This window comes from Candidatus Eisenbacteria bacterium, from assembly GCA_005893275.1.
GTDB lineage: Bacteria > Eisenbacteria > RBG-16-71-46 > SZUA-252 > SZUA-252 > WS-7.
This window is the reverse complement of sequence record VBOW01000014.1, coordinates 17,251-31,817: the sequence shown is the minus strand read 5'-3', so window position 1 is coordinate 31,817 and position 14,567 is coordinate 17,251. Positions and strand designations below refer to the sequence as shown.

General features: G+C 68.9%; 13 protein-coding genes. All 13 read left to right on the top strand.

The window, feature by feature from the left end; translation table 11 throughout:
• The first annotated feature begins 16 nt into the window (after positions 1–16).
• From E6K76_01715 to E6K76_01655, 13 genes are read left to right on the top strand one after another with little or no spacing between them, the layout of a single operon-like run.
• Positions 17–613 carry an OmpH family outer membrane protein gene (locus E6K76_01715; protein ID TMQ60378.1) on the top strand — a complete coding sequence of 199 codons (597 nt, stop codon included), beginning with the start codon at positions 17–19 and terminating at the stop codon, positions 611–613.
• Positions 614–659: 46 nt separating this feature from the next.
• Positions 660–1,697, top strand: coding sequence for a UDP-3-O-(3-hydroxymyristoyl)glucosamine N-acyltransferase (lpxD, locus tag E6K76_01710; protein TMQ60377.1), 1,038 nt, complete (start codon positions 660–662; stop codon positions 1,695–1,697).
• Positions 1,694–3,028 (top strand): bifunctional UDP-3-O-[3-hydroxymyristoyl] N-acetylglucosamine deacetylase/3-hydroxyacyl-ACP dehydratase, encoded by a 1,335-nt coding sequence (locus tag E6K76_01705; protein ID TMQ60376.1) that lies wholly within the window; start codon positions 1,694–1,696, stop codon positions 3,026–3,028. The genes lpxD and E6K76_01705 overlap by 4 nt, the downstream gene beginning before the upstream one ends.
• Positions 2,970–3,875 (top strand): acyl-ACP--UDP-N-acetylglucosamine O-acyltransferase, encoded by a 906-nt coding sequence (gene lpxA, locus E6K76_01700; GenBank protein ID TMQ60375.1) that lies wholly within the window; start codon positions 2,970–2,972, stop codon positions 3,873–3,875. Before E6K76_01705 ends, lpxA begins: the two co-directional genes overlap by 59 nt.
• Complete coding sequence (locus E6K76_01695) at positions 3,668–4,840, top strand: Gfo/Idh/MocA family oxidoreductase (protein ID TMQ60374.1); 1,173 nt, start codon at positions 3,668–3,670, stop codon at positions 4,838–4,840. The genes lpxA and E6K76_01695 overlap by 208 nt, the downstream gene beginning before the upstream one ends.
• Positions 4,744–5,997: a lipid-A-disaccharide synthase gene (gene lpxB / locus E6K76_01690; protein TMQ60373.1), complete on the top strand. Its 1,254-nt coding sequence runs from the start codon at positions 4,744–4,746 to the stop codon at positions 5,995–5,997. Before E6K76_01695 ends, lpxB begins: the two co-directional genes overlap by 97 nt.
• Complete coding sequence (locus tag E6K76_01685; GenBank protein ID TMQ60372.1) at positions 5,994–7,274, top strand: hypothetical protein; 1,281 nt, start codon at positions 5,994–5,996, stop codon at positions 7,272–7,274. The genes lpxB and E6K76_01685 overlap by 4 nt, the downstream gene beginning before the upstream one ends.
• A gap of 11 nt (positions 7,275–7,285) precedes the next feature.
• Complete coding sequence (gene lpxK, locus E6K76_01680; GenBank protein ID TMQ60371.1) at positions 7,286–8,401, top strand: tetraacyldisaccharide 4'-kinase; 1,116 nt, start codon at positions 7,286–7,288, stop codon at positions 8,399–8,401.
• A gap of 28 nt (positions 8,402–8,429) precedes the next feature.
• On the top strand, positions 8,430–10,064 hold the full coding sequence (gene nadB, locus E6K76_01675) for an L-aspartate oxidase (GenBank protein ID TMQ60370.1): 1,635 nt from the start codon (positions 8,430–8,432) through the stop codon (positions 10,062–10,064).
• 1 nt (position 10,065) lies between these two features.
• Positions 10,066–10,467, top strand: coding sequence for a hypothetical protein (locus tag E6K76_01670; protein ID TMQ60369.1), 402 nt, complete (start codon positions 10,066–10,068; stop codon positions 10,465–10,467).
• Positions 10,468–10,494: 27 nt separating this feature from the next.
• Positions 10,495–12,528 carry an ABC transporter ATP-binding protein gene (locus tag E6K76_01665; protein TMQ60368.1) on the top strand — a complete coding sequence of 678 codons (2,034 nt, stop codon included), beginning with the start codon at positions 10,495–10,497 and terminating at the stop codon, positions 12,526–12,528.
• Position 12,529: 1 nt separating this feature from the next.
• Positions 12,530–13,612 carry a glycosyltransferase family 9 protein gene (locus E6K76_01660; protein TMQ60367.1) on the top strand — a complete coding sequence of 361 codons (1,083 nt, stop codon included), beginning with the start codon at positions 12,530–12,532 and terminating at the stop codon, positions 13,610–13,612.
• Complete coding sequence (locus E6K76_01655) at positions 13,609–14,535, top strand: D-2-hydroxyacid dehydrogenase (GenBank protein TMQ60366.1); 927 nt, start codon at positions 13,609–13,611, stop codon at positions 14,533–14,535. Before E6K76_01660 ends, E6K76_01655 begins: the two co-directional genes overlap by 4 nt.
• Positions 14,536–14,567: the final 32 nt, after the last annotated feature.

Here is a 14,567-nt window from a genome sequence, read left to right as displayed (position 1 = left end):
CAGAAGGGACTAGCATATGACTCGACAGCGGCCGTGGGGTACGGTAATCTGGGCCGTCGCGGCGTTCTGCCTGACCGTTCCGGCCCCCGCGGGGGCGGCGGACCTGAAAATCGGCTTCATTGACTCCGAGCGGATCTTTGCGGAGTATGCGGGCACGCAGGAGGCCCAGAAGTCGTTCAACAGGGAGGTCCAGGAGCTCACCAAGACCGCCAAGGAAAAAAAGACCGAGATCGACGATCTCCAGCGCAAGCTCGACGCTCAGGGCCCGATGCTGAGCGAGGCGAAGCGCGACGAGCAGAACCAGATCTTGCAGAAGAAGATCGCCGAGTACGACGCCTTCGTTCAGAAAAACTGGGGTCCCCAGGGCTCCGTTTCGAAGCTGAACGAGCAGTACCTGAAACCGATCGTCGATCGCGTGCACAGGATCGTTTCGGCCATCGGCTCGGGCGAGAACTACTCGATCATCATGGACGCTGCGGACGGCAACATTATCTTCGGCGACAAGACGCTCGACCTTACGGACCGGGTTCTGGATCAGCTGAGGAAGGAAGACTCGAGCGGGGTGCCGACGCCGAGCAACACGGCTCCAGCCGCTTCGGGGGGATCCCAGTAGCGGGTCGCCGGGAGCGGGGCGCGAACCGATTCAAGGGGAGCAAACCATGAAGGTCACGCTGGAGGCGGTCGCCAAGGCGATCGACGGTACGGTCGTCGGCGACGGCTCCGTCGAGATTACGGGCGTGGCCGGAATCCGCGAGGCACGTGAAGGCGAGCTGACGTTTCTCGCGAACCCGCGATACGAGTCCTACCTCGAGCTGACCCAGGCCTCCGCGATCATCGTTTCGGAAAACCACCGGAACATCGGAAAGCCGCTGATCCAGAATCCCAATCCCTACCTCGCCTTCCTCAAAGCGATGCGTCTCTTCACCGGAGAGGCGGAGCGCCCGTGCGCCGGCGTCCATCCAACGGCGGTCGTCGCGGAGGACGCGTTCATCGCGCTGGACGCATCGGTCGGCCCCCACGTGGTGATCGGGCGGGGCGCCTCCATCGGCGCGCGCGCCATCGTTCACGCGGGCTGCTTCATCGGCGCGCGGGCGCGGGTCGGGGACGAGGTGCTGCTCTATCCGAACGTAACCGTTCGCGAGGAATGCGTTCTGGGGGACCGGGTCATCGTCCATTCCGGGACGGTCGTCGGAAGCGATGGGTTCGGGTTCGTCCGCGACGGCGATGTCTATCGCAAGCTTCCCCAGGTCGGTAACGTCCTCGTCGAGGACGACGTCGAGATCGGCGCCAACGTTACCATCGACCGCGCCACGACCGGGACCACCCGGATCGGTGCGGGCAGCAAGATCGACAATCTGGTTCAGATCGCCCACAACGTTCAAGTCGGGAAGAACTGCATCATCGTGGCGCAGGTGGGCATCTCGGGCAGCACCGTGCTTGGAGACCACGTCGTTCTCGCGGGGCAGGTCGGTATCGTCGGGCACATCGAGATCGGAGCCGGCGCGGTCGTCGGAGCCCAATCGGGCGTGTCCAAATCGGTCAAACCCGGCGAACGCATGTTCGGCTATCCCGCCCTGCCGTTGGGGCAGGCAAAGCGCATCGAGGCGAGCATCCGGAACCTACCCGAGCTCATTCAGACGGTGCGCCGGCTCAAACGCCGCGTGGCCGAGCTCGAGGGTCCCAAAGAACCGCGGTGACCACGGCCCGCCAGCGCACGATCGCGAGACCCATCTCCTTCGAGGGGGTCGGACTCCACACAGGGCAGCCCTGCCGGGTGGAATTCCGCCCCGCTCCTCCCGATTCCGGAATTCGATTCGTCCGTCTCGACCTGCCCGGCGCGCCGGAGATCCCCGTCTCGCCGCGGTATGCCTGCGCCGACACCGAGGAGATGCGGCGGACGATCTTGAAAAGCGGGGACGCCGAGGTGCATACGGTGGAGCACATCCTCGCCGCCGCCGCCGGACTCGAGATCGACAACCTCGTCATCGCCTTGACGGCCAAAGAGCCGGCCGAACCCCGCGACGGCAGCGCGGCGCCGTACGTCCGGATGTTCCAGGAGGCCGGGCTTGTCGAGCAGCATGCGCCGCGCCGCTATTTTCGCGTGAGCGAGCCGGTCCGGTACGAGGAGAACGGGGTCGTGCTCGTGGGGCTCCCGCACGATGGGCTTCGCATCACGTTCACGATCGAGTACGACGATGCGTACCTCGGCACGCAGCACGCCACCTATGACATCGACCGCGACGTTTTCATTCGCGAGATTGCGCCGGCGCGCACGTTCGTGCTCCAGCGCGACGTGGACGCCCTCAGGGCGAGGGGCATGATCTTGGGCGGTACGCTCCAGAACGCCGTGGTCGTCCAGCCGACCGGCATCCTGAACCAGGAGCCGCTCCGGTTCGACAATGAGTTCGTGCGTCATAAGATCCTGGATTTTCTCGGCGATCTCTACCTTCTCGGACGGCCGGCGCTCGGGCATTTTGTTTCGATCAAGTCCGGACACGCGACCAACGTTCGCTTCGTGCAACGCCTGGCCGCGACCGAGCGGCGGGAGGAGCCCGTCCGCGCGGGAAAGCCGAACGGGACCGGCGGATCGATCCAGCTGGACATCGGCGCGATCATGGAAATCATGCCGCACCGGTATCCGTTCCTGCTCATCGACCGGATCCTGAGCCTCGAGGAGAATCGGGTCGTCGGCATCAAGAACGTCACGATCAACGAGCCCTTTTTCGTCGGACATTTTCCCGGCCATCCCATCATGCCCGCGGTGCTCATCATCGAGGCGATGGCGCAGTGCGGGGGGGTTCTGCTCCTGAACGCGGTGGATCACCCGAAGGAGAAGCTGGTCTACTTTATCGGCATCGACCGGGCGAAATTCCGGAAACCGGTCCGGCCGGGCGACCAGCTCCGGTTTGAGCTCACGCTCCTTCGCCTTAAGTCACGGATTTGCAAAATGGAGGGGAAGGCCTACGTCGATGGAGACCTCGTCGCGGAAGCAGAGCTTCTCTCAAGCATTGTCGATCGCGATTCCTGAGGCGGACGGACTCACCGGCACCTGGGCACGCGTTCCCGGGGCGGTTCTGGAGCTCCCCGAGCCGCGCGGCACCCCGCCCGCCGTTCACCCGACCGCCATCGTGGCCAGGGGGGCGGAGCTGGGCCACGGCGTCGTGATCGGTCCGTTCGCCTACATCGGACCCCGGGTCACCCTCGGCGACGGCACGCAAGTGGGTCTCCACGCGATCATCGAGGGCAGAACCACGATGGGCCCGCGCTGCCAGGTCCATCACGGCGCCGTGATCGGAAATATTCCGCAAGACCTGAAATTCCGCGGCGTGCCCACCGAGGTGTGCATCGGCCACGACACCGTCGTGCGCGAGTACGCGACGGTCCATGCCGCGACGGGGGAACGTGAATCCACGATCGTCGGGGACCATGTCCTGCTCATGGCCTACGCGCATGTGGCGCACAATTGCCGCATCGGAAATCACGTGATCCTCGCGAACGCCGTGAATCTCGCGGGACACGTCCGCGTGGATGACTATGCGATCATCGGGGGCATGACCCCGGTGCATCAGTTCGTGACCATCGGATGCCACGCGTTCATCGGAGGGGGGTCGCGCGTCCCGCAGGACGTGCCCCCCTTCGTCAAGGCCGCGGGAAACCCGCTCCGCGCGTGCGGGCTCAATTCGGTCGGGATGGACCGCCGCGGCATTCCCGCGGAGGTCCGCTTGGAGCTCAAACGCGCGTACCGCATCCTCTACCGCTCGCAGCTCAACGTCTCCCAGGCCCTCACGCGGATCGCGCGCGACCTGAAACCCTATCCCGAGATCCACGAATTCATCGAGTTCGTGCGCAGCTCGGAGCGAGGCATCGTGCGGTGAGCCGGCTCCGCGTGGGGGTGGTCGGGGTCGGACACCTCGGCAGCCATCACGCGCGCGCCTGGGCCAAAGTCGAAGGGGCCGGGCTGGTCGGAGGTTTCGATCCGGACCCGGCCGCGCGCGAGCGGGCGGCCCGCGAGCTGGGACTCCACGCGTTCGAGACGCTGGAGACTCTGGCCGACCGCGTGGACGCCGTCTCGGTCGCCGCGCCCACGCCGCGCCACGCCGATCTCACGCTCTACTGTCTTTCACGAGGGCTCCACGTTCTCGTGGAGAAACCGATGGCCCAGACTCCGGAGGAGGGCGCGGCGATGCTGGCCGCCGCGCGCGCGCAGAAGCGGGCGCTCTTCGTGGGGCAGGTCGAGCGGTTCAATCCCGCCGTCCAGGCCGTCCGTCCGCTCCTGCGGGAGCCGCGATTCATCGAGGCGCATCGCCTGGCCCCGATCGTGCCCCGGGGAATCGACGTCGACGTGATCCTCGACCTCATGATCCACGACTTGGATCTCGCGCTCTGGGTCACGCGATCCCGGGTAACGCAGGTGCACGCGGTCGGGGTGCCGGTCCTGACCCCGCGGATCGACATCGCGAACGCGCGCCTTACGTTCGCGAGCGGCTGCGTGGCGAATCTCACCGCGAGCCGGGTTTCGCGCGAGAAGGTCCGCAAGATCCGCTTCTTCGAGGCGAACGAATACGTCTCGGTCGATTGCCTGAACCGGCGCGCGGAGGCGTATGAGCTCAAGCCAGCGGACTCCGACGCTCCCGAGGACTTGCTCCGGCGCATCCGGCCGCTCGAGGTCCGCGTCGAGCCGCGCGACCCGCTCGAGTCGGAGCTCACGCATTTTCTCGCGCTGACCCACGAGCCCGAGGGCTCCTGGGAGGAGACGGAGGTCGCGCTCCAAGCGCTCGGGGTCGCGGAGGAAGTGCGGAGCCAGGCGATGCGGAACCTGCCGCTGGATCTGTCCGTCTGAAGTTTCCGTTTCTCATCGTCTCCGCGGGCGAGCCCTCCGGGGACCGCCTCGGGGCCGACCTCCTGGCCGCGCTCCGCGCGCGCGGCGTGTCCTTTCAAGCCGCGGGAATCGGTGGACCCAAGCTCCGCTCGGCCGGTCTCGACACGATCGTCCCGATGGAATCGATCGCGGTGATGGGCTTCGCATCGGTCCTCGGCCGGCTTTCCGAGATCCGCGGCGCCCGCCGGGCGCTTCTCCGCCTTCTGGCGGCCCACCCGGATGCCGTGTTCCTCCCCATCGACTCTCCCGGGCTTCACCTGGGGCTCTCACGTGCGGCGAAGCGGAGGGGGCATCGCGTGGTCTACTACGTCTGCCCGCAGATCTGGGCCTGGGGCCGCGGCAGGATCCGGCGCCTGCGCGAGGATGTCGATCTCACGCTCCTTCTGTTCGATTTCGAGTCGGAGCTTCTCGCGAGGGAAGGGGTCGCCGCGCGATGGGTCGGGCATCCCGCGGGCGCGCTGCGCGCCGAGCCCGGACGCCGGGCCGGGGTGAAAGAATCGCTCGGGCTCGATCCCGGCGATCGCCTCGTGGCGCTCCTGCCGGGGAGCAGGCGCGATGAGGTGCGGCGGCATCTGGCCCCGATGCTCGACGGAGCCGCGCGCGTCATCGCGCAGACGGGCCGGCGGGTGCATGCGGCGGTGAGCGATGCCGGGCAGGTCGAGACCGCGCGGCGCGCCCCGGAGAACCGCGCCCTCTGGGATGCCTTGGCGCCGCTCCGGTGGAGCGGGGACGCGAAGGATCTGATTCGCGGGGCCGACGTCGCGGTGGTCGCATCGGGAACCGCGACGCTCGAGACGGCGGCGCTGGGCGTGCCTCAGGTGATCGTGTACAAGACCGGATGGCTCAACTATGAAATCGCGAGGCGTCTCGTGCGCGTTCCCTCGATCGGGTTGGCGAACCTGGTGGCGGGAGTCCGCGCGGCGCCGGAGCTCGTCCAGCGGGACGCGAACGGGCACCGCGTGGCGGCGGAGCTGGCGAAGCTCCTGACCGACCCCGCCGAGCGCGACGCGCAGCTCCGGGCCTTCGCCGGGATCCCCGAACGGCTGGGGGGTCCCGGAGCGGCGGACCGCGCCGCCTCGGCTCTGATCGAGTTCGTCGGATCGGGGGGAACGGCTTGAACCCGCTCGGTCTTCTCGCGTACCGGGGCGTGGCAACCCTGGCCGGGACCGTCTCGCCCCTCCTTCGCGGCTTCGGCGGCAGGGAGAGCGCCTGGCGATCGGCGCTCACGGGCGGGAGCGAGGATCTCGCGCGGGCCGCGGGAAGCGTCTGGATCCACGCCGCCTCGATGGGGGAGGTGGTGGCCGCGCGCACCTGGGTCACGACGCTCCTCGGCGCAGGGTACAGCGCCCCGCTCCTGCTCACGACACGGACCGAACGGGGCCTCGCCCGGGCGCGCCGCGACCTGGGGGACCGCGTGGTCGCGCGCGTGGCGCCTCTCGATCTGCCGCAGCTCGTCCGCTCCTTTCTGGCGCACGCCGCGCCGTGGCGCCTCGACATCGTGGAGACGGAGATCTGGCCGCACCTGATCCTGGAATCCCGGCGCCGATCGATCGGCGTGGTCTTCGTCAGCGCCTCGGTCTCGGATCGAACGAGGCGGCGTCTCCTGCGCTGGGGTCTCGCGGGAGGGGCCCTGTTCGGCGAGGGCGTGTGGGTTCTTGCCCAATCGGAGCGGCACGCCGACCGATTCCGCTCGCTGGGCGTGCCCCCCTCGCGGATCGCGGTGACCGGCGATCTCAAGGCCGAGCCGCCCCAGGTCGGGGCGCTGCGCGATCCCTCCGAGAGGCCGGCGATCGTGTTCGGGAGCTTGAGATCCGGCGAGGAGCGGGTCGCGGTGGATCTGGCGCGGGGCCTCGCGGGCCGGGACGCGCCCGCTCTCGTCGTTGCGCCCCGGCATCCGCGCGGCACGGAACGGGTGCTCGCGGCGCTTCAGGTCGCCGGCGTGCCGCTCTCGATCCGCCGCGAGGAGGATCGGGCGCGCGAGGGCTTCCCGGCCTGGATCGACCGGCTCAGGTCCACCCCGCCGCCGGGCGTGGGCGTCCTCGCCACCCAGGGGGAGCTCCCGCTCGCGTACGAGTCGGCCGGCGTCGCGATCGTCGGCGGAACGTTCGCGCCCTACGGGGGACACAACGTGCTCGAGCCGGCGGCGCGCGGCTGCGCGGTGGTCGTGGGACCGTATTCGGATGCGGTCGAAGAGGCCGTGAACGCGCTCGCGCGCGAGCAGGCGATCCTCGTGGTGAACGACGTCCCGCAGGCGAGCGAAGCCCTCCTCGCGCTCCTCGAGGCGCCGGAAACCATGCGCCGAATGGGGAAGGGCGCGGTCCGCGTGGCCGACCTCGCGTCGAAGTCGGCCGCGCTCTCGGTCGAGGCGCTCGGACGATTCGGCCTCATGCCGTGAAGCGCTTCGTCATGAGAGGGATCGCGGGCCCCTTCGAGCGGTCCTGGTCCGGGGAACCCGGGACGCTCCCCTGGACCAAGCTCTTCCTGCCGCTCTCGCTCGGCTATCGGGCCGGATCGGGCCTCGCGCGGCGTCGCGCCGCCGGCCGGCGGCGAACGCTCGAGGACTGCCACGTGATCGCGGTCGGCAACGTCACGGTCGGCGGGGTCGGCAAGAGCAGCCTCGCCCGGTGGCTCGCCCTCGAAGCGGTGGGGGCAGGGGTGCGCTCCGGAATCCTCCTGCGTGGCCACGGCGCAGGGGGGGCGTCCCGCGAGGGAGGTGTGGTGCCGGACTTCGCGGGATATCCGCTCCTGGGGCTCGCGGGGCGTTTCGGCGATGAGGCGATCGCGCACCGCCTGGCGCTCCCCCGGGAGGCGGTCGTGGCCGCGGACCCAGATCGGTGGCGGGCAGCACGGGCGCTCCGTCTCGGATACGACGCGCGCGTTCTCGTGCTGGACGACGGGTGGGAACAAGGAGGGATCCGATGGGACGAGCTTTGGGTGGTGCTCGACCCGCGCCTTCCCGCGGGAAACGGGGCGCTTCTTCCGGCGGGGCCGCTGAGGCGCCCTCTCTCCACGCTCCGCGAGGCGACCCGCATCGTCCTCCTCCTCGAGGACCCGCGCGAGCAGGTTCCGGACGCGACCCGGGCCTGGGTCGCCCGGTTCGCGCCCGGGATTCCGTCGCTCCGTTTCACGCGCACGCTCCGGTGCCTCACACCGGTCGGCGAGCCCGCGGCCGGTGAGCCCTTGCGGCCCGGAGGGCGGGTCGCCCTCGTCTCGGGAATCGGCGCGCCGCGCCGGCTCGAGCGCTTCGTTCGCGCCGCTGGGGCGGACATTCGTCTTCACGCGGTTTATCCGGATCACGCCCGCTGGACCAAGGTCTCGCTCGAGGCGGCGGCCGAGCGCGCGCGTCGCGAGGGCGCCGAGGAGATCCTGATCACCGAGAAAGACGAGCCGCGGTGGCCCGCGGCTCTGCGTCCGGCCCTGCCCGTGCGGGTGCTCCGGACCGGGATCGCTCCGCTGGATCCCGTCGAGGAGGCGCTGCGCCCCTTGCGCGCCGCGGTGGCGGAGGCGGCGCGGATCGTCTAGGCTGAATGGTTCCCCGAGCGAGGGAGCCATGAAGCGATCGTCCAACGAGCTGGAAAGCGATGTGCTGGTGGTGGGGAGCGGGATCGCGGGGCTCTCCGTCGCGCTCCATGCGGCGCGGTTCGCGCGCGTGCTCATCGTCACGAAGCGCGAGGGGCACGAGTCCAACACGAACTACGCGCAGGGCGGCATCGCGGCGGTGCTCGGAGAGGACGATCGGCTCGACCTCCACGAGCGGGACACGCTCGTGTGCGGGGCCGGGCTCTGCGACCCGGAATCGGTCCGCGTGCTGGTCGAGGAGGGCTCCGGGGAGATCGCGCACCTTGTCTCGCTCGGCGTCCGGTTCGATCGCGATCCGAAGGCCCCGGGCACGCTCGCCCTGGGGCGGGAGGGCGGGCACTCGCGGCGCCGCATCGTCCACGCCAAGGATCGCACCGGGCGGGCGATCGAAACGACGCTCCTCCGCCTCGCGGAACGCCACCCCAAGATTTCGATTCTCGAGAATCAGATCATGGTCGACCTGATCCTCGAGTCGAAGCACCTGGCCGGAAGGAAGATCCCCGCCGCGCGCGACCGGGTCTGGGGCGCCTACGTGCTTCATCGCGCCACCGGGAAAATCCGCGCGTGCGCGGCCCGCGCCACGGTGCTCGCGACCGGAGGCGCCGGCAAAGCGTACCTCTACACCACGAATCCCGACATCGCGACGGGGGACGGGCTGGCGGCGGCATTCCGCGCCGGCGCTCCGGTGGCGAACCTCGAGTTCATCCAGTTTCATCCCACGTGTCTCTTCCACCCCGAGGCCAAATCGTTCCTGATCTCCGAAGCGGTCCGCGGAGAAGGAGCGCGGCTTCTCACCACGGACGGAAAACCCTTCATGCATCGATATCATCGACTCCGGGACCTGGCGCCGCGCGACATCGTCGCGCGGGCGATCGATGCCGAGATGAAACGCCGCGGCGACAAGTTCGTCCTGCTCGATATGGCGCGTTTGGGGAAGAGGCTCTTGGAGAAACGGTTTCCGCACATCACGAGCCGGGTGCGCGGGTTCGGCTACGACCTGTTCCACGAACCGATCCCCGTCGTTCCGGCCGCGCACTACATCTGCGGCGGCGTCGTGACCGATCTGGACGGGCGCACGGCGATCCCGGCCCTGTACGCGTGCGGCGAGGTCGCGTGCACCGGCGTTCACGGGGCGAACCGGCTCGCCTCGAACTCGCTGCTCGAAGCGCTCGTGTTCGCGCGGCGTGCGGGGCGGGCCGTCTTGGCACAGCTCCTGGACGAGAAGCGAGCCGGCCTTCCCAGGCTCCCGGCGTGGCGGATGAACGGCGCCATCGCGCCGAAAGAGCAGGTGATCTTCGACCATAATTGGGATGCGCTCCGGCGGGTGCTGTGGGACTATATGGGCATCGTCCGGAGCGACGAACGGTTGAGGCGCGCGGCCGCGATGGTCGACGTCCTGCGCGACCAGATCGAGCGGGACTACTGGCGCTACCGGCTCGACAGCGACCTGGTCGAGCTTCGGAACATTGGACTCGTCGCGGACCTCATGGTGGCCTGCGCGCTCAGGCGCAAGGAAAGCCGGGGGCTGCATTACAATGTCGACCACCACAGGCCCCTCGACCGATTTCGAAGCGACACCATGCTCACCCGTCGGGACGTGCGTTGATATGGCGGCCGATCTCGAGAACGCTCTTCTGGATCTGGAGCACAAGCACGGGCGCTACCGAGCGAATGCGTACCGGTTTACACTCGACGCGGTGCATTTCACGGTCCAGAGCTTGGGTGAGATCCGCCACGTCTCCGGAGAGGAGCTCCTGGAGGGAATCCGCCGCCTCGCGCTCACGCGGTTCGGTCCGCTGGCGAAGACGGTGTTCGAGCAATGGGGCATCATCCGGACCGAGGATTTCGGCGCGATTGTCTTCCAGCTCGTGGATGAGGGTCTCCTCGGCAAGACCGAGCAGGACAAGCTGAGCGACTTCGCCCGCGGGTACGACTTCAACGAAGCGTTCGTGCGCAACTTCGACTGGCTGGATCGGATCGCGTCGGATCCGACCGATCCCGCCGCGTAGCATGCGCGCGCCCTCTCCGACCCGCCGATGAATTCCGAGAGCACCTCGCTCCGCCTTCTCCGGTACCTGAAACCGTATCGCGGCAGGCTGATCCTGACCGCGTTCCTGATGGCCGGCTTCGCGCTCTCGAGCGGCGTCACGATCGGCATGATCTCCCCGTTCGTGAAGATTCTGTTTACGCCGCATCCCGCCGCTTCCGCGAGCGCCCGGGCCGGGACGCCGGCCGGGGGGGACGCAACGGCGGCGATCCTCGGGGCCCTGGGGCCCGTGGAACCGGATCGGGCGCCGGCAGGCCGCAAGGCCCCGGGCCTCTCGCCCGCGGGAGGCGTTCCCGGCGCATGGAGCGCCCTCGCCTCGCGCGTCACGGAGTGGAAGCAGTCGCTTCGAACCTGGTTCGAGCATTTCTTCCTCACCGGAAATCCGCTCCGCTCCCTGACGCGAATCTGCTTGGCGCTTCTGGTCGTGTTCTTCTTGAAGAATCTGTTCGATTACTTGCAAAGCGTGCTCACCGTCTGGGTCGAGCAAGCGGTGGTGCGCGACCTTCGAAACCAGCTCTATGCGCACCTCCACGATCTGTCGCTCTCCTTCTTCCACACGCGGCGCACCGGGGGTCTCCTCTCACGCCTTACGAACGACATCGCGCTGGTGCGCGGGGCGCTCGCCGCCGGATTCAGCAACCTGATCAAGAGCGCGCTTCTGCTCGTCGTCTGCATGTTCTGGATCTTCTGGACATCGTGGCGGCTTGCCCTGCTCTCGCTCATCGTGATACCGCCGTCCTTGTCCCTCATCGTTTGGCTCGGGAAGAAGCTTCGGAAGAGGAGCACGATCACGCAGGAGCGGATGGCCGACCTGAACTCGATCCTGGCCGAGACGTTGAGCGGGATCCGGGTGGTCAAGGCGTTCTCGATGGAGGAGTTCGAGAAACGCCGGTTCGCCGACGCCGCGCGCGACTACTTCCGGGCGTTCGTCAAGCAGCGCAGGCTCGGAGCGATGGCGGGGCCGATTTCGGAGTACCTGGGGGTCGTCGCCGCGACGGGCGTTCTCTGGTACGGGGGCCATGAGATTCTGCTCCAGCGTGCGCTCGAACCGCAGCAGTTCTTCATTTTCCTCTTCGCGATGCTCCAGCTGATGAGCCCGCTCAAATCACTGAGCAATGTGAACGCCACCCTCCAGGAAGGGCTCGCGGCCGCGGTTCGAATTTTCCGGATTCTCGACACCCAGCCGGCCATCGTGAGTCGCCCGGCCGCCCGCGCCGTTTCGACGATCCGGAGCGGGATCGAATTCGACCGCGTGGGCTTTCGCTACGGGAACGGCCCCGCGGTCCTGCGCGACGTCTCGTTCTCGGTCGAGTCGGGGGAGGTCGTCGCGCTCGTCGGGCCGAGCGGCTCGGGCAAATCGACGCTCGTGGACCTCGTCGCGCGTTTCTACGATCCAACCGAAGGCCGAATCCTCCTCGACGGCCACGACTTGACCGACTACGACGTGGGATCGCTCCGGCGGATGATGGGGATCGTGACGCAGGATCCCTTGCTGTTCAACGACACCGTGGCGCGCAACATCGCCTACGGCGTGGTGGAGGCCGATGGGGAGGCGATCCGCCGCGCCGCGCTCGCCGCGAACGCCGACCGCTTCATCCGCGAGATGTCGGCGGGGTACGATACGAAAGTCGGCGATCGCGGGCTGCGCCTCTCGGGAGGGGAGCGGCAACGGATCGCGATCGCGCGGGCCATCTTCAAGGACCCCGCGCTCCTCCTTCTCGACGAAGCGACCTCGAATCTCGATTCCGAGTCGGAGCTTCTGGTCCAGGAGGCGCTCGAGGTGCTCTTCCGGGGCCGCACCGTGTTCGTCATCGCGCACCGCCTCTCCACGATCCAGCGCGCCGATCGAATCCTCGTCCTGGACCAGGGACGGATCGTGGAGACCGGAACCCATGCGGAGCTGGTGAAACGCCCCGGGCTCTATCAGAAGCTCCACCGTCTGCAGTTCCGGCTGGCGGAGAGCGACCCCCGCGGCGCCCTCGCTTCCCTCCCGGACGCGCTCGCCGCGGACCAGGCCGGCTAACGTGCTCCACCGCCGCGCGGCGGCGGTCGTCCGGTTCTCCTCGCTGGGCGACGTGCTTCTCGCCGCACACGTTCCCGGGTACCTGAAAGAGGAGGATTCCGGCCGGCGCGTGCTCTTCGTGACCAAGGAGCGGTACGCGAATCTCCTCCGCGGGCATCCCCACGTGGATCGCGTGTACGCGGTCCGAGAACGCCACGGCGGGTATGCGCCCACGCCGTCGTGCATCTCGGGGTCGCTCCGCGACCTGATCTATGCCATGCGCCGGGACGGAGTCGAGGAGATCTTGGACCTCCACCGAAACTGGCGCTCGTTCCGGGTCCGGACGGCCTTCTCGGACGCGAAGCACCGGCTGCCTCCGAAGTACGCGCTGAGACGGCGGCTCATGGTATACGCGCGCTGGCTCAAGCCAGCCCCCGTGCCGCCGCTGCTTCGAACGTACCGCCGGCTCTGCGGCCTCGACCCGGCGGGCGGATCGGAGGCCTGGCTCCGCCGCGCTCTCTCCGACGTGGAGCTTGAGCGCGGGGCGGAGAGGGCGGGACGGGGCGCGCTTGCGAGGGGATTCATCCTGCTGGGGGCCGGAGCGCGCTGGGAAACCAAGCGGTGGCCCGCGAGACACTTCGTGGCCCTCGCGGATCGGATCGAGCGGGAGCGCGGGCTCGAGTCGCTCTATGCGGTGGCGCCCGGGGAGCGGGCCGCGGCCGAGCTCATGCCCCTTCTGCCCGGGCGGGAAGGGGCGCTTCTCGCGCTGCCCTTTCGCGAGCTCGCCGCCCTTGCCGCGCACGCCCGGGCCGTCGTGTCCAACGACTCCGCGGTGCTCCACCTGGGGCCCGCGCTCGGCATCCCCGCCGTCGGCGTGTTCGGGGGGACCGTGCCCCAGTTCGGATTTGCGCGCCAGGGCCCGCTCGACGAGGTCGCGGAGATCGAGGTCGGGTGCCGTCCCTGCGGCGTGCACGGACGCTCGCGCTGCCCGCTCGGGCACCACGCGTGCATGAAGCGGCTCGATCCGGATCTGACGTTCCGGGCCCTCGCCCGGGCCCTCGACGGGGCGGGCGCCGCGAGCGCCGCCGCGGTGTCGCGCGCGTGAGCGAGCGCGTCCTCATCACGAGCTCCGACCCGGAAGGGCTCGCGCGCGCGGTCGAGGAGGAAACCGGTGAGCAGCTGCCGTGGTACAGGCTCGACGCCCGCGGCTTCGAGGAGGCGACCGTTTGGTTTTGCGCCGGCGCCCCTCCCGAATCTCCGCTCAGCCTCCCCAGGCTTCGCTGGATCCAGAGCGGATGGGCCGGCGTGGAGAACTGGTTTCTCCGCCCGGAGTGGGGGACGGAGGTGATCCTCACGCGGACGGTCGGGGATTTTCCGCAGAGGATGGCGCAGCACGTTTTCGGCTACCTGCTCGCCCAGACGCTCGGGGTCGACGAAGCCCTGCGGCAGATGGCGGACCGGTCCTGGAAGCGCTGGACCCCGGACTCGATCGCGGGGAAGAATCTTCTCGTCGTCGGCATGGGCGCGATCGGTCTCGAGATCGCCGCCACGGCGCGCGCGTTCCAGATGCACGTCGCCGGCGTGCGGCGCGGCGGAGGAGGGGAGGACCGGCGATCGCACGATTCCCAAGGCCGGGATCTCGCCGAGCTTCTCGGGTGGGCCGACGTCGTCGTGAATCTCCTTCCGCTCACTCCCGAGACCGAGTCGTTCTGGAATGCGGAGCGCTTCGCGTCGATGAAGGCCGGCTCCACGTTCATCAACGTGTCGCGCGGCGGCACGGTGGAGGAGCAGGCGCTGGTTCGCGCGCTCGGCCGTGGAAAGCCGCGGGCGGCGATTCTGGATGTCTTCCGCGAGGAGCCTCTGCCCGGGGATCATCCGCTCCGAGGCAGGGAGAATGTCTGGATCACCCCGCACGTCGCGGGCGCGAGCGTGATTCCGTCCCTGGCGCGAGACTTCGCGGAGAACTGGCTGCGATTCCGCGCCGGGGAGCCGCTCCAAAATCGCGTGGACCGCGCGCGAGGGTATTAGCGCGGCCGCCGCGCCGGAGGGGAAAGGGCTTG